This is a genomic window from Nitrobacter sp. TKz-YC02, from assembly GCF_049852135.1.
GTDB lineage: Bacteria > Pseudomonadota > Alphaproteobacteria > Rhizobiales > Xanthobacteraceae > Nitrobacter > Nitrobacter vulgaris.
In genome coordinates this window covers 2,152,649-2,170,928 of sequence record NZ_CP180728.1, presented here as the reverse complement: position 1 = coordinate 2,170,928, position 18,280 = coordinate 2,152,649, and the positions used below count along the sequence as shown (strand labels likewise).

Genomic DNA, 18,280 nt, shown 5'->3' with positions numbered 1-18,280 from the left:
CGATGGGCGGGCCACTGGTCATCGCGGTGATCAACCAGAAAGGCGGCGCCGGCAAGACCACCGTGGCCATGCATCTCGGCGCGGGGCTGGCGCGGCGTGCATCGGCGGTTGTGGTGGATCTGGATCCGCAGGGCTCGGCCACGCAATGGGCCGCGGCAGGCACGCAATCCTTTCCGGCCACGGTCAAGCACTTGCGCGTGGGCGTGAGCGCGGTCGATCTGCGGCGGGACTTTCGCGCCTATCCGTTCGTCGTGTTGGACTGTCCGCCAGCGGTCGAGAGCCGTGCGGCGGCGCTGGCGCTGCAAAGCTGCGACGTGGCTGTCATTCCGGTGCTGCCTTCGCCGATGGATCTGTGGGCCAGCCTGCGGCTACCGCAGGATATCGATGAGGCTCGGCGACTCAATCCGGGGCTCCGAGCCTACCTGCTGCCGAATCAGATCGAGGCGCGTAGCGCGCTATCGGCGGCGATGCAGGAGGCGCTGGCCGAGTTCGGCCTGCCGGTGATGCGTACCCCGGTGCGCCGCCGCGGCATTTACAAGACCGCTGCGCTTGAGGGCGTATCGGCATACCAACTAGGGGCGCGCGGCCAAAGTGCGGTCGCGGAGATCGAAGGCCTCATAGAGGAGATTCTTGCATGACCAGCATCAAAGACAAGCTCGCCAGCAGCGTCCGTCAGGCCAAGACTGGCGCGGAGCCTACCCCTGAAGAAAAGACCGAGACCCGCAAGACGCCGCGCTCGGCTTCGACCACTGCCAAGGCCGCTACCGCCAAGCGCGCCCCTACAGAATCACTGGCGGCCGAGCCGCCGGATAGTAAGCACGAATTGTTCCCCGACCGCATTTGGCCGGATTGAGATTTCCAGGAACCCGATCATGCGTGACGATCTCACCAGGCGCGGCTACCTTCCGCGACGAAACCCAGCCTTCCACGTGCCTGCGGATTCCCCTACGCCGAGCGGCGTGGTCCCCCGCGCCGTGACGGATACGGCCGGTGCTACGGCCGGGCTCGACGCTTACCGCGTCGCCAAGGAGCCCTACTACCGCGCGGTAGCCGATGAAATCGAGCTTTATAAAGCCGCCTATTCGGTCCGTATGCCGATGATGCTGAAGGGCCCGACAGGCTGCGGCAAAACGCGCTTCGTCGAATACATGGCGTGGAAACTCGGCAAGCCGCTTGTCACCGTGGCGTGCAACGAAGACATGACCGCCAGCGATCTGGTCGGCCGCTTTTTGCTCGACGCCAACGGCACCCGCTGGCAGGACGGACCTTTGACCATGGCGGCCCGTTTCGGCGGAATTTGCTATCTCGACGAAGTGGTCGAGGCGCGTCAGGACACCACGGTCGTGATCCACTCTCTGACCGACGCGCGGCGCATTCTGCCGCTCGAGAAAAAGGGCGAGATCGTCGAAGCGCATCCGGATTTCCAGGTCGTGATCTCTTACAACCCCGGCTACCAGTCGCTCATGAAGGATCTGAAGCAGTCGACCAAGCAGCGGTTCGGCGCGCTGGACTTCAACTACCCTGAGCACGAGGTCGAGGCCGAGATCGTCGTGCACGAGAGCGGCGTCGACTTGGAAGCGGCAAAAAAGCTGGTCCACATCGCCGAACATGCGCGCAACCTCAAAGGCCATGGGCTGGACGAGGGCATCTCGACTCGCATGCTGATCTACGCCGGCTCGCTGATTTCCCGCGGCGTCGCGCCGCTGGCCGCCTGCCGCGTGGCTTTGGTGCGCCCCATCACCGACGATCCCGATATGCGCAACGCGCTCGATTCCGCGGTGACGACATATTTCTAAGCGTCTCCGACGGCTTGCGGGCGAGAGGTGAGAAAGGAAACGAGAGGTCGGCCGGGCTAGAATTACCAGGGCAGTCCGAACTTACACATCATGGCCATCCACCTAGACGAATTCCAGGAGCTTCTCGACGAACTGCCCGGCCGTGCGCAAGAATTGTTGCGCGCCTCCTGGAACGAGGCTGCGCGCACCCTCAGCCCGCGCGGACTGGATAATTATCTCAAAGGCGCGGTGGCGCTGCATGAGCTTGGTCGCGGCGAAGACCTGGTGGTGAGTTTCATCCAGTCCATGCCGGAGGTCGGGCGTGCCATCGGCGAGGAGGTGCTGCCAGATCTGGTCAACTTCCTGTTGAGCATGGCATCCAAAACCTCGGGGCAGGTACTGGCGCTGATCGCCAGCACCGCGCCGCTCGCAGCCCACCGAGTGGGTGATGCCGAACTGTTTCGCCAATACCTCAATGTGCTCGAGATCGTGCTGGCGCAGGCTCCGCGCGGCCTGCGGCCGATGCTGGAAAATCTCGACCGTCTGCTCAGCCAGCTCACGCTGGGTGGCTTGCGCCGCTGGGTGCAATGGGGGGCGCAGGCGTACAAGGCGGATTTCGAAGGGCAGGCGACGTATTTCGGACTGCAGAGCGCCGATGCGATGGCCGTGCTGCAGCAAGAGCGCAAAGGCACGCTGTTCGTCGACATCCAGCGGCGGCTCAACATCTACATGCGTGCGATCTGGGGCCGCGATTTTTTTCTGCGCCCAACCGCCGGCGATTACGAGAGCCGCGAAGGGCTCAGGCCGTACATCGAGCATTATGTCATCCACATCGCAGACGCCTATGACGACTATAAACCCGAGGGCGATGCGACCGCGCCCGAACGGATCGTTAGTGCGCTTGAGGTCTACCGCGCCGCTATCAACCATTGCGCTGCGCATCTTGTATTCACGCAGACACCGCTTTCGATGCAGCAGCTGTTGCCGGTGCAGATGGCGCTGATCGAGCTGTTCGAGGATGCGCGGGTGGAGGAATTGGCGATTCGCAAATTCCCCGGGATGCGCCAAGCCTGGTTGGCGCTGCATCCGGTGTTTGACTATTCGGCCCAGCCGCAGACCGTGGGGGAGTTGCTTGATCGTCTCGCCCGCGCCTTGCTCGATCTCAACGCGACCGACCCGCATCCGTTTGTGCAGCAGGGTGTGGCCGCGTTTCGTGCCCAGTCTGATCTGGACAGCAATCAGGTGAGCTGGAATTTGGGCGTGGATTTATCGCACCGCCTGTTCGAACTCGACCTGCCTACCTACAACAAGCTTACGGATGCGCTCAGCGCCATCTATCGTGATGACAATCGCGCCGTCTGGTTTCTGGAGGAATACGACGAGGCGCAGGTGATGGCTGCCACCTGGGAGACCCGCCAGCAGGTGCGCAAAAAAGTCAACGTGATGGAAATGGTCAACGAGGTGGACGTTGAGTTCGCCGGCGACGATGCGCAGGAGGTTTGGGAGCTTCCGACCGAGTTCTATCTCGATCAGGAGAACGTCAGCATCAACTCGCTGGAAGGCCGTCCGCCGGTCTCCGAGCCTTTCCACTATCCCGAGTGGGACTATCAGATCCAGCTCGAGCGTCCAAACTGGGTGACGTTGCTTGAGTACCACCCGGTGATGGGCGAACTGGAGGTGATCGAGGGTATCATCCTAGAGCACAAGCCGGTGATCTCGCGGCTCAAGTTCCTGATCGAGTCGATGGTGCCGCAAGGTATGCAGCGCATTCGTCACGTGGAGGATGGCGACGAGATCGACATCAACGCCGCGGTGCGAGCGATGATTGATATTCGCATCGGCCAGCAGCACGATCCGCGCATCATGATGCGCTACAAGCGAGCGCTGCGCGATCTGGCGGTGCTGGTGCTGCTGGATATGTCCGAATCGTCCAACGAAAAGGTGCGCGGCCACGACTACACAGTGATGGACCTTACGCGCGCCGCCACGGTATTGCTGGCAGGTGCGCTGGATCGTATCGGTGATCCGTTTGCCATCCATGGGTTTTGCTCTGACGGCCGGCACGATGTGCATTACCACCGCTTCAAGGATTTCGATCAGCCGTATGACGATGTAGCCAAGGCGCGGTTGGCGGGGATGAAGGGACGGCTCTCCACTCGCATGGGCGCAGCGTTGCGTCATGCCGCCCACTACCTGGCGCTGCAGCCCAGAAGCAAACGTGTCATATTTGTCGTCACCGACGGCGAGCCGGCCGACAACGACGTCACCGATCCGAAATACCTGCGCCACGATGCTAAGGCCGCAGTGGAAGAACTCAGCCGTCAAGGTATCACGGTCTATGGTCTGTCGCTCGATCCGCATGCCGACCAATACGTGTCGCGCATTTTTGGCATAAAGAACTTCACTGTTATCGATAAGGCTGAGCGCCTGCCGGAAAAACTGCCCATGCTCTACATGAGCCTGACGCGGTGAGGGTGGGCTGAGGATGAAGATCACCCTGCGAACTTACGTGTTCATGGACGCGCTGCAGCCGCAGCTGGCGTCCTATATCGCGACGTCCTCGCAAGGTTTTCTACCGGTGCCTGGTGATGCCTGCATGTGGATCGAGGTCGCCCCCGGCATGGCGGTGCACAACCTCTCGGATATTGCGCTGAAGAAAACCAACGTGCGCATGGGCGAGCAGGTCGTCGAGCGCGCTTTCGGTTCGATGGAGCTCCACTTCCGCAATCAAAGCGAGGTGCTCGCCGCGGGTGAATTGATCCTACGGCAGCTCAACACCACGATGGATTCTCGGCTGCGCTGCAAGATAGCGTGGAACGAGATCATCCGCGCCATCACGCCCGACCACGCCACGCTGATCAACCGCCAATTGCGCAAGGGCTCGATGATCCTGCCCGGCAAGAGCATGTTCATCCTGGAGGTCGAGCCGGCGGGCTATATCATGTATGCCGCCAATGAGGCCGAGAAGGCCGCGCACATCACCTTGGTAGATGTCAAAGCCTTCGGTTCTTTCGGCCGGTTGACCATGATGGGCAACGAGGCCGAGGCCGAGGAAGCACAGCGCGCCGCAGTGGCCGCGATAGAGCGCTTGAACCAGCGCGCCGTCCCGCACGGGTGAGCTCATGGAAATCGACTCTATCGCAAAGAAACTGCTGTTCTCCACCGTGCGAGTGGATACCGAACTCGAGGACGGCAGCGCCGGCTCGGGCACGGCCTTCATCCTCAGCCACGCCCACGCTAAGGGCAGTACGCCGTTTATCGTCACCAACCGGCACCTGGTCGAGGGCGTGCGCCGCGGCGGCCTGGTGTTCACCCAGACAAGCGAGGGTAAGCCGGCATTCGGTCAGCGCTTTCAGCTCAACATCGACGACTTCCCCGCGGCGTGGTTCGTCCATCCCGATCCCGCGGTCGATCTCGCCATCGTGCCGCTGCGGCCGCTCGAGCGTGCGGCGCGCGATCTCGGCGTGCAGCTGTATTACCACGCGATCGACAGCCAGCGCATTCCTGATGCGGCAACGGTGCGGGGCTTCGATGCGCTGGAGGAGGTCCTGTTCGTCGGCTATCCCAGTGGGGTATGGGATCAGGTCAACCTCATGCCCATCCTGCGCAGGGGCACCACCGCCACGGCGCTGGAGCTCGATTTCGAGGGGCACAAGCAATTCCTGATCGACGCCGCGGTGTATCCCGGATCGAGCGGCAGCCCGGTTTTTGTGATGCGCGACGATCCGCTACGCCCGCGCGGCGACGCTGCGCGTACGATATGGTTTGCTGGCGTGGTGGCGGAGGTATTCTTCCGAGAAGAAGCCAACCAGCTCGTGCCCGGGCCGGTACCGACGCAGACCGCGTCCGGGTTCATCGGTGCGGAAATGATCGACCTCGGCTTGGTGATCAAATCCGAATCCGTGCGCGAGCTCATCGACGTATACGTACAGAAATGGCTGTCTGACTGAAGTAGTCTACGCGGCGCTCGACAATAATGCAGCGGGAGTCATACCCGACGCTTGTTCAGCGTGTGTCGACAGTCAATGAACTGGCGCGCACGCTACTTCGTCCGAATTAACGCGAAAGATCGGTCGAGGGTATGTCAGGGCACTGCTCTTAATTCATCGAATAAGACGATCCCAGAATGATATCGTCCCAAGACAAACCTAGTTCGACCCGCTTGGCTTCCGCTTTTTTCGCAGCCGCCAGAACCTCACCGTCTTGAGACGATCCTAGCATTCCAAGAATCTTCGAGATCAATTTCAACCGTTCGTTTTTCTGCTGCACAGGCGACTCAGGTCCTCTGCGCCTAAAGCTCCGAGCTTCCCTTTGTCGCGACGCGAGAGCCCATCTCCCATCGAGACGGACGACTTTGCCCACGGCTTCCAGAGTTCGAAGCGCACGATGAACTGATGCAATCATCGACCTACTGCGCACCCCGCCGTTGACGACGTGAGCGAGGTCAAGTGTCGAGAGGGTGACGATCAATTTGTCCGATAACGCATCGAGTATCGCTCGTTGGATCGCGCCAAAGCCCCGGGACATTTGAAATCTCCACTGTCGAGCACCTAAACGTTATTTCGATGCAACGCTTAGAATCAAGAAACAAGCGCCAATCTCGATGAACCACCCGGTAACGCGATCACGCTTCTGCGACCCACGCGGCCTTCACTTCCAGATGCTGACGTTGTTCACGCTATCCTTGCGGCGATATCCCGTTGGTCTTCGGTGAACCTGCTGCGCTTCATCTTTGGTTCGGTCGCGTCTAAGCAACAGCGTTGACCGAAATGTAGGTTGTGTAGCATCATTTATGCAATTTTTAATTGTAAATTATTTCGCTCTTAGATAGTAAGGCGGTCTTCAATTCGGCCTCAGTCTGGGCGCGCGGAGAGCGCCACCGACTCCTCAAGGGCCTGTAACAATCTTCTCCGCCGATCCTGCTCTGGACGCCGACGATAACAACATAAACACGACGTTCCGTGTGTCCGGCACCATTACGGCTGATGCTCAGACACAGCTTCGAATTACGCTCGCGCCGGGATCGACGAACGCACTCACACTGTTGGCCTCGGGTTTGGTAAGCGCGATACGGGTGTGCCACTTTATCCCAACACGCTGACAACTCCTGTGGAAGCCTTGTTCGGCGGACTGAGCGGTTTTGCTAATGCGACAACACCTCAAACCAGTGATTGGACAGATTGTTCTGGGCTTGATCTGAATGAGGGAGACCAGATCGTCGTCTCCTACACGACTGGCGGGCTCAGGGCAGGCATCGACTCGAACAAACGCATTGGCCACCAATGCAGACACCTATTGGCAGAGCGGTACGCATTGGGACGTGGCCGATGTGAGCGGTCTCGGCTTCAATACACTGGACGGTAAGAATTATGCCGTCGTTTCGGTCGAAACGCGGAGTGGCGGCGGTCCTAGCGGTGGCATTCCGATGTCGTGGGATGACAGCCGGTTCGCGAGCAACACCGCCGGCAGCGGGTCAACGGTCACGAACGCCACCTATGACAATAAGGATTGGAACGATAACCCAAGCTACACCAGCGCGGTCCCGTGCTTCGTGTGGGAAGGAGATGGGACCGACGTTCTGACGATGTCACAATGCCGCGTGGATTTCCGCGAAGGCCCGCGAATCGGGGTTGGGTCAACTCCGCGCGCGACCCTCGATATCGACCAGTGCTTCATCAATTGCGTTGGCAAGACTGGGGACCACGCCGACGGGCTTCAGGCGTATTCTCCCGGTGGGCAGGCCCTCGTTGATATCACCAATAGCTGCCTGCGCAGCTACACGGACGCTGAGGCTGTGAGCAAGTACGGCGCAGGTTTTATCGGGTCTGCAGGCTTGTTTTGGGCGGACAACTTCCAGGGCGAAGTTCGTATGACCAATGTTCTTATCCACGGCGGCGGGCGTGGTATGGCGATTTACGCCGACACCGGGACGACGCGCATTTCCTTCGAGAACGTCTTCTTCGTGCCATCACCAGACGGATGGACGTACTTCGACTACGACATCAGAGCAACGGGCGGCACGCTGATCGTGGACAAGTGGGTCACCGTTCGCGCCGCGACGATCGTCGACGGTGTCATCGTCCCTGGAGCGTCCTTGCCATCTCCGTAACGGGTCTGGCTATTTCGACAAGGCAAGGGACCAACACAGCGGTAGATGCCGAGTCCAGCATAGGGCCCGGCCAAAAGCCGGGCTCTATTGGCTTACAAGCGCCGCCCAAGACGAGGATAACGCCAAGGGCGTCAATAGGGCCGTGGCGCATAGAAGCGGCCGGGCAGGATGGTAGGTTATCATCCTCGCGGGCTGCGGCCCGTCCGGGCCGACCGGGGATGACCTGGCCGGATGCGCGGTGCGCAGCGGTGGCCCGCCGATCTTAAGCAGAGAGTTGCCGACTGCACTGTCGATCAGGCGAAGTTAAAGCGAAACCGGGAGCGCTGAGACGAGCCGACTGCAAAAAGACCCCGTGAGGCGTACAGCGGGCCACCCGGCGATACTCGGCCCTATCAGGTGCCACCGCTATACTCAGTATCTTGTTGGCCCTGAGGATGCTTCGGGTCGATCATATCTGCCCTTACGGCTTTCCTGATTTCGGCCATCCTGATTTCGTCCTCGTCGGCCTGCTCGCTCGGAGTTTGACTTTGGTTCTGCTGCTGCAGGTCCGGATTTTTCTCGTTCTGATTGGACATAGGGGAGCTCCTTTTTTTGTTGCCCCCACGGCCGAACATATAGTGACAGCCGGTACGCTCTTGCAGAGTCGGGCCACCTTTTTTTTGTCCCTCGTCAGCTTCCGCTTTTCCCACCATTTGGCCTGAGCGCCGCACACCGGATCGCCCGAGCGCGGGGCTACATCAGGAACTGTGAAAACCCTGTGCGGTTGTTGTTCCTAGACAGGCATGGAGTGCAGGCAACATGGCATCCCCAGATGACAGTCCCCCAAGAGGGAAGGACCATATAAGGCGCGTCAACAACACCGCGATCGGCTGGGCTATCGGAGGCGCAGTGCTCGTGATGCTACTCAGTCTCTCAGTCTTAACCGGGCACGGCACGCCACCGAAATCCGGCGCGAATGCGCCGAATAGCCCAACGCAGACGCAACCGCAGAGATGAGCTCGCCTTAGATCAGGCTCCCGATAGAGGCGGTGCGCCTCGAACCGAAGCGCATTCTGGCGGCCCAGCTCCTTCGCCAGGGCTCTTGCGCATCCCGCTTGAGACAGGTGTAGGCACAAATCTCAGGTCGCGCTCGAGGGACAGTAGGGCGCCAGATTCTACGTCGCGAAAATGCGCGAAGGGGATTCGCCGGAATAGCTGGCGGCCGAGCTTTCGGACGGGGTGGTTGGTGAGCATGTCTGATCATAGAGCGAACGGATCGAAAACACACTGTTCCGGGTTTTGTGCTGGCCGAAATCGCTTCTATTGGCGGCAACCGCGCCACATGCGGGAGCATTTTGCGAAGAATATTGCAGGAGACCTGCATAAAACATTGATTGGCGGAGCCGGAGGGATTCGAACCCTCGATAGGGCTTTACAACCCTATAACGGTTTAGCAAACCGCCGCCTTCAGCCACTCGGCCACAGCTCCGTTGATGACCGATATGCCTGACACGCTCGCCAGCCGCAAGCACAGGATCGCGAGATTAAGGCGTCGTACTGCGAATCCATGAGACTATGTGACGCAGATCTGTAATGCCGATGCCGATGAGTACCGCTTCATCCTGCATTTGCGGTGCAGAAGTTCAGGTCTTCGCATTGTATTGTTCGGCATACAACGTTGAATTCGTGTAGCTTTTCTGCCTTTGAAACGGCGATCCACTGATCGAATCAGGTGTCTATGATTTGCGATGTTTGAAAAGGGGAGGCGAATGGCCTGTCATGTGGAGCGGAAGTGCCGTTTTAGACGCCTCAAGCACGCTATAAGAAAAATATACTACAAACCAATGGCTTATCGAAAAAATCCAAGCAATGAGCATGTGCCATTTGCGCAACATGCCACCAAAAATCGTTTCGACTTATTCCATTTCGAAGCTTCCTTCATTGCGTGTGCAAGACGGTTCGGTAATTCTGATCGTGCGACGGAGGGGGGCATCCCAAAGTCGTTCTGTTTTAGATGGTCGCTGTTTGGTCGCCCGTTTGCGTCTCTCCTCGCGTTGAGCGGGGGTCAGCAAGCACGAATGCTATCGGTTAGCCCGCAATTGGGGAAACGCTCTTGAGCGTTGCGTTTAGCGGACCCGGTCGCCCTGCAGAGCAACTTGGAGGTTTGACGATGAATTTGATGAAGAGCCTTTACCTCGGCTCGGCGGCAGGGCTGGTCGTCATAAGCGGGGCTCACGCTGCCGATCTTCCGTTAAAGGCCAAAGCGGTCGAATACGTGAAGGTCTGCTCCCTGTATGGCGCGGGCTTCTATTACATCCCCGGCACCGACACCTGCATCAAGCTCGGCGGCTATATGCGCGCCGATCTGGGCGTCAATACGAATACGATCTTCCAAGGTAACACGTCGAATCAGGCCGGTGCGCAGAATCGCATGGGCAACGCTTTCACTTGGCGCGCGCGATCGGACCTGACTGTCGACACCCGGACCGCGACAGAGTACGGCGTGGTTCGCACCTTTTTCGAGGGTGTCTTCACCTGGACCTCGGGCGGCTACCAGGGTTTGCGCGTCGGCGGCAGTGCGTATGACGGAAATCCGAACGGTGGCGTCCTCGGCGGCCAGCTTGGCGTGTTCCACGCCTTCATCCAGTTTGCTGGCTTCACGATCGGTAAAGCTGCCTCTCAGTTTAGTGCTCCCTGGGGGCAATATCCCGGAAACGTCTATGACGGTCTTGTCGGCGGTGGCGGTGCGCTCACGGGTGTGAACCAGTTCACCTACACGACAGAGTTCGGCAACGGCGTATCAGCTTCGATCGGGGTGCAGGATCCGAGCGCATACTACCAGCCCGGCATTCAAAACCTCGGGATAGCGCCGCCCGGCAACGCCATCCTCGATGTTCAACCCCCCTTCTTCGGTCCCGTTCCCTACGGCACCCCCCAGCTCGGCTACGGCCTCAGCGCCTATGGTGGAACCACTTTTCCGGATATCGTCGGCCAGCTCCGCGTCGATCAAGCTTGGGGTATGTTCCAGGCCTCGCTCGCAGGGCATCATAACAACCCAGCTTACTACACTGGCGTTGAAACCGGCGGCGGTCCCGGAGGCAAGTGGGGTTGGGCCGGTCAAGGCGCTTTGACGATCAAGAACATCCCGACTGGTCCGGGTGACGTGATCAATGTCTCGGGTGTCTACACCAACGGTGCGACCCGCTACAACATCCAGGACATGACCGCTTTGGCAGGTGCAAACCTCATCTATGGCGGCAGCGGCATTAGCAGCGTTGGCTTCGGCTTTGCTCCCGATTCTGTCTATGCACCCAACGGCCAGCTTCAACTGGTCTCGACCTGGGGCATGCGCGGCGCCTTCACCCACAACTGGAGTCCGCACTGGAGCAGTTCGGTATTCGGCGCCTATGCAGCGGTCAGCTTCACCGGCGAAGCCAAGTCATATATGTGCGGTGTCTCAATTCCGAGGGCCCTTGGTGCGGGTTTCACCTCCTGCAACCCCGATTTCAACATCGCGCAGGTCGGTGCGAACCTTCGCTGGACGCCAGTCAAGAACCTGACGTTCACGACGGAAGGCGTGTACTCCATGTTGGATCAAAAGCACGCCGGTGTGGCGAATCTTCCAAACAACTACGCGGTCTACAAGGCGACAGGCAATTATCAGCTGAAGGATCAGGACATCTGGACCGTTATGTTCCGCGCTCAGCGCACCTGGTAAGACACATCGTCTGACGACACACTCTCATAAAACCCCGGCGGGAGACCACCGGGGTTTTATTTTGTGGCGAAGCCAGATGTTTGCTCAGTTTCAGGAAGGTGCTGCGCCGCCGCTGAGCGGGACAAGGACTACGATCGTCCGAACCAGTGATAGGGGATAGTCCGATGTGCTTGGCCGCGGGTCGCGAGCAGCCTGGACACTTTCATCGGCGACGGAGATAGCGGCGACAAATCCGATATTGCGGTGTTCACGCGTGGATGCGGTACTGCTGGAGTGTCCCTAGCGTTTTTTAGCGAAGTAGATGCCGGTTCGCGCGAAGAAAATGCGTTAAACAACAATCCAGAGTTCGCTTCTGATTCAGCTAGAAACAAAAATGCTCTAGAATGGGACGGATGGATCGAGCCTGCGCGCAGGCTCCGTTGCTCCAGGCACTCGCGTCAATTTTGTTCCGCAAACGAAGTTCCGCAGCCGGCAAGGAGGATCACCAAGGACGTTTCCTCCACCACGTGGACTGTGCCCGGCACGAGGCGTTATCCGCCTTCAAACGTCACTAGTTAGCGCCGCGCTGCAAGTCCGCCTCGATTTGTAACTTCGAGCCGCCGCCAAAGCGGGCGCGATAGACCTGCAGGTTTTCCATTATTCGCTGCACGTAGTTGCGCGTCTCCGAGAACGGGATCAGTTCGACCCAGTCCACCGCATCGACTCCCGGATCCCGCGGATCACCGTAACGCGCGATCCATTTTTGGACGCTGCCGCGGCCGGCATTGTAGGCCGCGAACGTCATGATGTAAGAGCCGCGATAGTCTTCGAGCAGGCCGCCGAGTTCCGCTGCGCCGAGTGCAGCATTGTAGGCGCTGTCCGTCTTCAAGCGATGAAGGTCGAAGCTGGCGCCGTACTTCTTGCAGACATACCGTCCAGCATCCGGCGTCACTTGCATCAGCCCGTAGGCGTGCGCTGGCGAGACCACCGACGGATTGAAGGCGCTTTCCTGTCGGGCAATCGCATAGATGATGCTGCGTTCCACATCCGGTCCAATTGATTTGACCGGCGGCATTCCACTGACCGGGTAGGCATAGAAATCGAATGGCAAACCGCGATTTAGCGCGGCCTTGCCGGCGAGCAGCATTCCCTGCGCGTCGCCATGACGTGCGGCGAGTTCGCCAAGCCCCAACACCGCATCGGGGTCGCCGTTTGCGCCTATATCGGCAAGGATCGGAATTGCGAGGTCGTCTTTGCCGAGAGCGTAGAGAAGCTCCGTGGCGCGGACTATCTCGAGCCGCTCGATTCCCCGTGACCGGCTGCTTGGAACGCTGTGCAGTTCGATCTGCGGGAGCCCGAGCTTGGCGCGTGCGAGTTGACCATAGTAACTGGTGGATTGTTCCGCTGCCGACGCGTAGGCGCGACGAGACTCCTGAATCCGGCCTGCCGCTTCGGCGGCGCGACCCTGCCAGTAGCCAGCCCGCGCCAGCGCGGTCGGATTGACGCTGCCAACGCCGATGCGCGCAAAATGCCGGGCAGCCGTATTGGGGTCCTTGAGGAAGCGGAGAGCGATCCAGCCGGCGGTAAACTCTTGTTCCGTTTTGTAGATATCGCGCGCGGGGAGCGCCGCGTCGCGAGCGATGAGATACGCGGTGTGGTACTCTCCGACGTCGATCATCTTGCGCGCGAGTAGCCGCCGCTCGATCCACCACTGATCGACATTGTAAAGTCGGTTGGGATCCCGCGGTGCGCTCTGCATCAGCCGCGCAGCTTCCGCAAACTTCTCTTCACGACGCAGTAGCTGAATGTAGGCCAAGACATAGCCAGGATCGCTGTGCAGTTCGTGTGGTACTTTCTCGAGCAGTGCGCGCAGGCTGGACGATTTGTGATCGGCCGCAATTCGCGCCTTGGCGAGGGCCTCTTGCGACCTTCCGAGACGCTGCGCCGCACGCATTCCGACTTCGCGGTCCTCGCCGTAAAGCATATAATCCATGCGTGCCTTGTGGTCGCTCGGCGTAATCAGCGCTCCGAACATCTCCAGCGCCTTTCCCTCGACCGCGGCCGACATGGCATCGGTTCGCCAGGCCTCGCGGACCAATTGCTCGGCGCGGGCGCGGTCTCCGCGTGTGAGAAGCGCGCTTGCCAGAGCAAAGCGTCCTTTGCCCGACAGTGGTCGTTCATTTTCGAACCAGGCCATCACAGTGGTGCCGTCGCGATGGTCGTCCCATAGCGCAGCTTCCGCGCGCCGGCGCAGGAATGTCTGCGAGGGCCAACTCGGATTGGCGTCGAGGAAGGCGCGGTAGCGCTCGGTCGGCGCGCCGTTGTCGTTGCTGCGCAGGATGATCCATTCGGCGAGCTTGCGAGCCACCGGGTCTGTCATGGTGGCCTGGACCTGGTTGGCCTCCGAAAATTTATTCTTGCGGGTAAGGTCTATGACATTCTCAAGCGCAGCGACATCGGTGCGCGAGGTCGATGACGTTGCGGCCATCGCAGCTCTGGGAGCGGGCTTGCGAGCCGGTGGCGCGGGGAGCGTGGCGTGCTGACGTGTGGCGGGTTGAATGATCGAGGCCGCGGAGGCCTTGCTTTTGCTCGGAGCGACGGTCTTGCCGTGCCCATGGCCGGAGACGGGTTTTGGAACGGCGTGGCCTGAAGGTTTCGACTTCGGCGCGGGACTTTTGGCGACTTTCTCCGCATGGGCGATCCCCGCCCAGAGCGCGGCCGCCACCAGACTCGCGCTTAAAGCCGCGGTTCGTAGCTTTGATGCACGGGCAGGCGATGTCACGACAAATCCCTTTTTCAGCGAATTAAGCAGGCCTCTAAAATCTTATTTACTATTTCATTGAATGTGTGGACAAAACACTAAAACCCCGACATTGCGATCATATGCCTCGACAACGGCGGAATCGCGGCCATGGCTTCAGCCGTGGACCTTTCGTGGCAGCGTCAGACCCGATATGACTGATCCAGCATCAAAATCGGCAGACGGCGAAGCCGCGCAACGTGTTGGAGCGGACTAATGGCAAGCAAGGCGAAGTTCCAAGGATCGTATACGGCCCTGGTGACGCCATTCAAGAACGGCTCCGTCGACGAGGCCGCCTTTCGCAGTCTGGTGAGTTGGCAGATCGCCGAAGGAATCCACGGGCTTGTGCCGGTCGGCACAACTGGTGAGAGTCCTACGCTGAGCCACGACGAACACCGCAAGGTCGTGGAATGGTGCATCGAGGAGGCCGGGGGTCGTGTGCCGGTGATCGCGGGCGCGGGTTCAAATTCGACCCGCGAATCTGTCGATCTGGCCTTGCATGCCGAGAAGGCCGGCGCTGACGCGGTGCTGGTGGTGACGCCGTATTACAACAAGCCAACCCAGGAAGGTTTGTACCAACACTTCAAGACCGTGAACGATGCGATTGGTATTCCTATCATTATCTACAACATTCCCTCGCGCTCGGTCGTTGATCTTTCCGTCGAGACAATGGCGCGATTATTCGAACTGAAGAACATCGCCGGCGTCAAGGATGCTACCGCCAATCTGGCGCGGGTCTCGCTGCAGCGCCGGGCGATGGGGCCAGAATTCATCCAGTTGTCGGGCGAGGATATGACAGCGCTCGCCTTCATGGCGGCGGGCGGACATGGTTGCGTCTCCGTCGTCGCGAACGTCGCGCCGAAATTGTGTGCGGGCCTGATGTCCGCTGTCCTGAAGGGCGACTATGCCACCGGGCTCGCAATTCAGGACCGCCTGGTGCCGCTGCACGATGCTATTTTCAAGGAACCTGGTCTCGCCGGAGCAAAGCATGCGCTCAAGCTGCTCGACCGGATCGACGAAGTCGTGCGGCTGCCACTGATGCCGGTGACCCCGCCGACCGGAAAGCTCATCCGCGATGCCATGGTCCATGCCGGTTTGATGAACTGACTGGGGGCTAATTGCTGCCGCACGTGGCGGTGAAGGACCGCTGGAGATTGCGATGCTCAAAGAATTTCGTGAATTTGCGATGAAGGGCAATGTCGTCGATCTCGCCGTCGGCGTCATCATCGGCGCCGCCTTCGGGGCCATTGTGTCCTCGATGGTAGCCGACGTCATCATGCCGATCATCGGCGCCGTCACCGGCGGCCTCGATTTCTCCAACTATTTCACTGGTCTTTCGAAGGCCGTCACTGCGACCAACCTTGCGGATGCGAAGAAGCAAGGCGCAGTATTGGCTTGGGGCAACTTCCTCACGCTGACGTTGAATTTTATGATTGTTGCTTTCGTCCTCTTCATGGTCATCAAGGGCATGAACAAGCTGAAGCGCAAGGAGGAGGCAGCGCCTGCCGCGCCGCCGAAGCCTTCTCGCGAGGAAGAATTGCTGACCGAGATTCGCGATCTCCTGAAAGCGAAGGTATAGGACGCAACGCCGCCAGATCGGTGTCGCCGCCGTCCCTCGAAAGATAACGCCTGGAGGTTTCAGGGATATGGCCGAGAAAGGCGAGCGCGCCATCAAGGTCGTCGCGGAGAATCGCAAGGCGCGATTCAACTATGCGATCGAGGATACCGTCGAAGCCGGCATTGTGCTGACCGGGACGGAGGTCAAGTCGATCCGTAACGGTAAGACCACGATTGCCGAATCGTATGCCGATTCAAAGAACGGCGAAATCTGGCTTATCAATTCCAACATCCCCGAATATCTGCAAGCCAACCGCTTCAATCACGAGCCGAAGCGGCCGCGCAAGCTGTTGCTCCACAGGAAGCAGATCAACAAGCTGATGGGTGCGGTCGATCGTGAGGGGATGACGCTGATTCCGCTCAAGCTCTATTTCAACGAACGCGGACGGGCCAAGCTGTTGCTGGCGATCGCCAAGGGCAAGAAACTGCACGACAAGCGCGAGACCGAGAAGAAGCGCGACTGGGGCCGCGAAAAGGGCCGGTTGTTGCGGGCGAGGGGATGAGAGTAGCAAGCCTGACGGAGGTCGATCCGGTCGTTAAACTTTGAAGGATCGGTTCAACTTAATTTTAGGGTTGAGGTGATTGGCTCTCGACATGCGCATCAAACAGAAACGTGCGATTCGGCGGATGCGTCGGCGGCATCAACGAGCGTGGCTTGTGCTCGACTCGGTCGAGGGCAGATCCAAATCGGAGTGTGAGGTGATGGACATCTCCCACGATGGCGCGCGCCTGGTGATTGCCTCCGGCCTGACTGTGCCAAAGCGTTTCGGCGTCGCGCTGGTGCCGAATTCAGCGCCGAGGGAATGCGAGCGCGTCTGGCGAAATGGCGAGATGATGGGAATCCGCTTCACGGAGCCGGGATAGACTTGCCGGAGTTTCAGCGGTAGGTCAAATCGGCACGCACCTGCGCGAATACGCTCTCGAACATTGCGGGCGTCAGGACGCGCGTGTTGGTGTTGTAGCGCGAGCAGTGATAGCTATCATAGAGTCTCACCGCACCGACAGGATGCACGGCGCCGTGGGCGAAGGGTGCGGCGGCAGCGCGGACTCCGAGCGCCTTCACAGCGGAATCGTGTGCGACGCGGCCGAGTGCGACCATCGCTCGCAATCTGGGCATTGCCGCAAGCGTGGCGCTGAGAAACGTGCGGCAGGTGTTGATCTCGACCGGTAGAGGTTTGTTTTGCGGCGGCACGCAACGTACCGCATTGCTGATGCGACAATCGATCAGTTTGAGGCCATCGTCGGGGCGGGCCTGGTAACGTCCGGCGGCAAAGCCGTATTTGAGAAGTGTCGCGTAAAGCAAGTCGCCGGCATAGTCTCCGGTGAAGGGTCGCCCGGTGCGGTTGGCGCCTTGCACGCCCGGCGCCAGGCCGACGATCAGAACGGCCGCGTCGGGGTCGCCGAAAGAAGGCACAGGCGCGTTGAACCAATCCGGCTCGCGCGCCCGCACCGAAAGGCGATAGTCGACCAGCCGCGGGCAGAGCGGACAATCACGGCCTGGTTCTGAACTGGCGGAAGCCGCGCCGGACCGAGCGGTTCGGGTGCGCGGGCGTGTTTCAGTCCTCAAAGTCGTCGTCATCGCTCCGGGGTGCCATAGTGGCGGTGCGCTGCAGGAACTGCGGCGCGTGGTGGCGCGATTGACGCTCCGACGGGTCGCGGCCGAGCTTCGACTGCAACTCAACGAGATCGGTGAAGACGTCGGCCTGACGGCGTAGCTCATCGGCGATCATCGGCGGCTGACTTGCGATTGTGGAAACAACGGTCACGCGAACGCCGCGACGTTGTACCGCTTCGACAAGAGAGCGGAAATCGCCGTCGCCCGAGAACAGCACGATCTGATCAACGTGCTCGGCAAGCTCCATCGCATCGACCGCAAGTTCGATGTCCATATTTCCCTTGACCTTGCGACGGCCGCTGGCGTCGATGAACTCCTTGGTGGCTTTCGTGACCACCGTGTAGCCGTTGTAGTCAAGCCAGTCGATCAACGGTCTTATCGATGAGTATTCCTGATCCTCTATGATCGCCGTGTAATAGAAAGCGCGGATGAGGGTGCCTCGGGACTGAAATTCTTTCAGGAGGCGCTTGTAGTCGATGTCGAAGCCAAGCGTCTTGGCTGTTGCGTAGAGATTGGCGCCATCGATGAAAAGCGCGATCTTGTTGGAGGCAGATGGCATCGAGCGTTCTCGTGATCGTTGTTCGCGTTATTGGTGCGGCTGAATTCAGCCCCACGGTTCAATGATGCATCGCGTCTTGCGGATCAGACTGAAGAAGCCAATATGCGCAATGAGGTTGAGGCAAAGGCA

At 59.8% G+C, this 18,280-nt stretch carries 16 protein-coding genes and 1 tRNA gene; 12 read left to right on the top strand and 5 right to left on the bottom strand.

Features of this window, described 5'->3' with window-relative positions; translation table 11 throughout:
• Positions 1-2 precede the first annotated feature (2 nt).
• The 7 genes from parA (at position 3) to ACM561_RS10250 (ending at position 7,884) form a co-directional block, all read left to right on the top strand.
• Entirely contained in the window at positions 3-638 is a 636-nt protein-coding gene (parA, locus tag ACM561_RS10280) for a ParA family partition ATPase (protein ID WP_425904869.1), read from the top strand.
• Positions 635-853, top strand: coding sequence for a hypothetical protein (locus ACM561_RS10275; RefSeq protein WP_425904867.1), 219 nt, complete (start codon positions 635-637; stop codon positions 851-853). The genes parA and ACM561_RS10275 overlap by 4 nt, the downstream gene beginning before the upstream one ends.
• Before the next feature lie 19 nt (positions 854-872).
• Positions 873-1,796 carry a CbbQ/NirQ/NorQ/GpvN family protein gene (locus ACM561_RS10270; RefSeq protein WP_425904865.1) on the top strand — a complete coding sequence of 308 codons (924 nt, stop codon included), beginning with the start codon at positions 873-875 and terminating at the stop codon, positions 1,794-1,796.
• A 90-nt stretch (positions 1,797-1,886) separates the two neighbouring features.
• Positions 1,887-4,247 (top strand): nitric oxide reductase activation protein NorD, encoded by a 2,361-nt coding sequence (locus tag ACM561_RS10265; protein WP_425904863.1) that lies wholly within the window; start codon positions 1,887-1,889, stop codon positions 4,245-4,247.
• A gap of 13 nt (positions 4,248-4,260) precedes the next feature.
• Positions 4,261-4,893 (top strand): hypothetical protein, encoded by a 633-nt coding sequence (locus ACM561_RS10260; protein ID WP_425904862.1) that lies wholly within the window; start codon positions 4,261-4,263, stop codon positions 4,891-4,893.
• A 4-nt stretch (positions 4,894-4,897) separates the two neighbouring features.
• Positions 4,898-5,725: a S1 family peptidase gene (locus tag ACM561_RS10255; protein ID WP_425904861.1), complete on the top strand. Its 828-nt coding sequence runs from the start codon at positions 4,898-4,900 to the stop codon at positions 5,723-5,725.
• Between the two features lie 1,322 nt (positions 5,726-7,047).
• Positions 7,048-7,884 (top strand): hypothetical protein, encoded by an 837-nt coding sequence (locus ACM561_RS10250; protein ID WP_425904859.1) that lies wholly within the window; start codon positions 7,048-7,050, stop codon positions 7,882-7,884.
• Between the two features lie 392 nt (positions 7,885-8,276).
• On the opposite strand, the gene ACM561_RS10245 is transcribed toward ACM561_RS10250, so the two are convergent.
• Both ACM561_RS10245 and ACM561_RS10240 read right to left on the bottom strand, forming a co-directional pair.
• Entirely contained in the window at positions 8,277-8,459 is a 183-nt protein-coding gene (locus ACM561_RS10245; RefSeq protein WP_425904857.1) for a hypothetical protein, read from the bottom strand.
• Between the two features lie 799 nt (positions 8,460-9,258).
• Positions 9,259-9,352, bottom strand: a tRNA-Ser gene (locus ACM561_RS10240).
• Positions 9,353-10,033: 681 nt separating this feature from the next.
• Here ACM561_RS10240 and ACM561_RS10235 point away from each other — a divergent pair.
• The gene (locus tag ACM561_RS10235) at positions 10,034-11,581 is read left to right on the top strand and encodes a porin (RefSeq protein WP_425904855.1); all 1,548 of its coding nucleotides are present in this window, start codon (positions 10,034-10,036) and stop codon (positions 11,579-11,581) included.
• Positions 11,582-12,131: 550 nt separating this feature from the next.
• On the opposite strand, the gene ACM561_RS10230 is transcribed toward ACM561_RS10235, so the two are convergent.
• Positions 12,132-14,342, bottom strand: coding sequence for a lytic transglycosylase domain-containing protein (locus ACM561_RS10230; RefSeq protein ID WP_425904854.1), 2,211 nt, complete (start codon positions 14,340-14,342; stop codon positions 12,132-12,134).
• A 234-nt stretch (positions 14,343-14,576) separates the two neighbouring features.
• Here ACM561_RS10230 and dapA point away from each other — a divergent pair, with 234 nt between their 5' ends.
• The 4 genes from dapA (at position 14,577) to ACM561_RS10210 (ending at position 16,841) form a co-directional block, all read left to right on the top strand.
• On the top strand, positions 14,577-15,467 hold the full coding sequence (gene dapA / locus ACM561_RS10225; protein ID WP_425904853.1) for a 4-hydroxy-tetrahydrodipicolinate synthase: 891 nt from the start codon (positions 14,577-14,579) through the stop codon (positions 15,465-15,467).
• A gap of 52 nt (positions 15,468-15,519) precedes the next feature.
• A complete protein-coding gene (gene mscL, locus ACM561_RS10220; RefSeq protein WP_425904851.1) occupies positions 15,520-15,939 on the top strand; it encodes a large conductance mechanosensitive channel protein MscL in 420 nt (139 codons plus the stop codon).
• A gap of 67 nt (positions 15,940-16,006) precedes the next feature.
• Complete coding sequence (smpB, locus tag ACM561_RS10215) at positions 16,007-16,480, top strand: SsrA-binding protein SmpB (RefSeq protein ID WP_425904850.1); 474 nt, start codon at positions 16,007-16,009, stop codon at positions 16,478-16,480.
• Positions 16,481-16,679: 199 nt separating this feature from the next.
• Positions 16,680-16,841, top strand: a complete 162-nt coding sequence (locus tag ACM561_RS10210; protein ID WP_425904848.1) for a hypothetical protein — start codon at positions 16,680-16,682, stop codon at positions 16,839-16,841.
• Between the two features lie 13 nt (positions 16,842-16,854).
• On the opposite strand, the gene ACM561_RS10205 is transcribed toward ACM561_RS10210, so the two are convergent.
• Entirely contained in the window at positions 16,855-17,556 is a 702-nt protein-coding gene (locus ACM561_RS10205; protein ID WP_425904847.1) for a uracil-DNA glycosylase, read from the bottom strand.
• Entirely contained in the window at positions 17,534-18,151 is a 618-nt protein-coding gene (locus ACM561_RS10200; protein ID WP_079446712.1) for an NYN domain-containing protein, read from the bottom strand. The genes ACM561_RS10205 and ACM561_RS10200 overlap by 23 nt, the downstream gene beginning before the upstream one ends.
• Between the last annotated feature and the right edge of the window lie 129 nt (positions 18,152-18,280).

Excerpts from the sequence above, each read along its gene's own strand:
- parA (WP_425904869.1), top strand. The coding sequence starts at position 3 with ATGGGCGGGCCACTGGTCATCGCGGTGATCAACCAGAAAGGCGGCGCC.
- ACM561_RS10275 (WP_425904867.1), top strand. The coding sequence starts at position 635 with ATGACCAGCATCAAAGACAAGCTCGCCAGCAGCGTCCGTCAGGCCAAG.
- ACM561_RS10270 (WP_425904865.1), top strand. The coding sequence starts at position 873 with ATGCGTGACGATCTCACCAGGCGCGGCTACCTTCCGCGACGAAACCCA.
- ACM561_RS10265 (WP_425904863.1), top strand. The coding sequence starts at position 1,887 with ATGGCCATCCACCTAGACGAATTCCAGGAGCTTCTCGACGAACTGCCC.
- ACM561_RS10260 (WP_425904862.1), top strand. The coding sequence starts at position 4,261 with ATGAAGATCACCCTGCGAACTTACGTGTTCATGGACGCGCTGCAGCCG.
- ACM561_RS10255 (WP_425904861.1), top strand. The coding sequence starts at position 4,898 with ATGGAAATCGACTCTATCGCAAAGAAACTGCTGTTCTCCACCGTGCGA.
- ACM561_RS10245 (WP_425904857.1), bottom strand. The coding sequence starts at position 8,459 with ATGTCCAATCAGAACGAGAAAAATCCGGACCTGCAGCAGCAGAACCAA.
- ACM561_RS10235 (WP_425904855.1), top strand. The coding sequence starts at position 10,034 with ATGAATTTGATGAAGAGCCTTTACCTCGGCTCGGCGGCAGGGCTGGTC.
- dapA (WP_425904853.1), top strand. The coding sequence starts at position 14,577 with ATGGCAAGCAAGGCGAAGTTCCAAGGATCGTATACGGCCCTGGTGACG.
- mscL (WP_425904851.1), top strand. The coding sequence starts at position 15,520 with ATGCTCAAAGAATTTCGTGAATTTGCGATGAAGGGCAATGTCGTCGAT.
- smpB (WP_425904850.1), top strand. The coding sequence starts at position 16,007 with ATGGCCGAGAAAGGCGAGCGCGCCATCAAGGTCGTCGCGGAGAATCGC.
- ACM561_RS10210 (WP_425904848.1), top strand. The coding sequence starts at position 16,680 with ATGGACATCTCCCACGATGGCGCGCGCCTGGTGATTGCCTCCGGCCTG.
- ACM561_RS10205 (WP_425904847.1), bottom strand. The coding sequence starts at position 17,556 with ATGACGACGACTTTGAGGACTGAAACACGCCCGCGCACCCGAACCGCT.
- ACM561_RS10200 (WP_079446712.1), bottom strand. The coding sequence starts at position 18,151 with ATGCCATCTGCCTCCAACAAGATCGCGCTTTTCATCGATGGCGCCAAT.